A 495-nucleotide genomic window follows, 5' to 3' on the forward strand; every position below is an offset into this window, starting at 1 on the left:
TTTCTACTCCCTTTTATTATTTGTATTTAAATAGAAGAAGAATAATACACCATCTTCTGTATTGAAAACACCATATTCCACACCATGCAATTCTAAAATATTTTTAGATATAGCAAGTCCTAAGCCTGTTCCTCCTTTTGAACGTTGTCGAGCAGCATCTGTTCGGTAAAATCGATCCCATATCTTCTCTAGTTGTTCTTTTGGAATATGAGCACCTTTGTTTTCTACACATATCTTTACACGATAATTCTCTAGTGTTGTAGAAATCACAATTTTTTCTTTTTCTGGTGTATAACGAATTGCATTTGTAATAAAATTCGTAAGAACCTGTTCAATTCGATGTCGATTAGCAATGACCTCAACTTTAGAAAGATTTTGATTAACTTGTAATTCCTTATTCGTTATTTCTAAAGATAAATATTTACAAATCTGTTCGATTAATTGATCGATATAGAAAATATCCATATCCATTTTATACGTTCCAGATTCAAATTT

At 30.1% G+C, this 495-nt stretch carries 1 protein-coding gene; it reads right to left on the bottom strand.

The genetic code is table 11. The annotated features are described in order from the left end of the window. Window positions 1-3: 3 nt before the first annotated feature. Window positions 4-495: sensor histidine kinase (locus MR143_RS32675; protein ID WP_242281302.1), on the bottom strand; the 492-nt coding region annotated here is incomplete at its 5' end.

The organism is Bacillus cereus group sp. BfR-BA-01347, from assembly GCF_022663835.1.
GTDB lineage: Bacteria > Bacillota > Bacilli > Bacillales > Bacillaceae_G > Bacillus_A > Bacillus_A thuringiensis_K.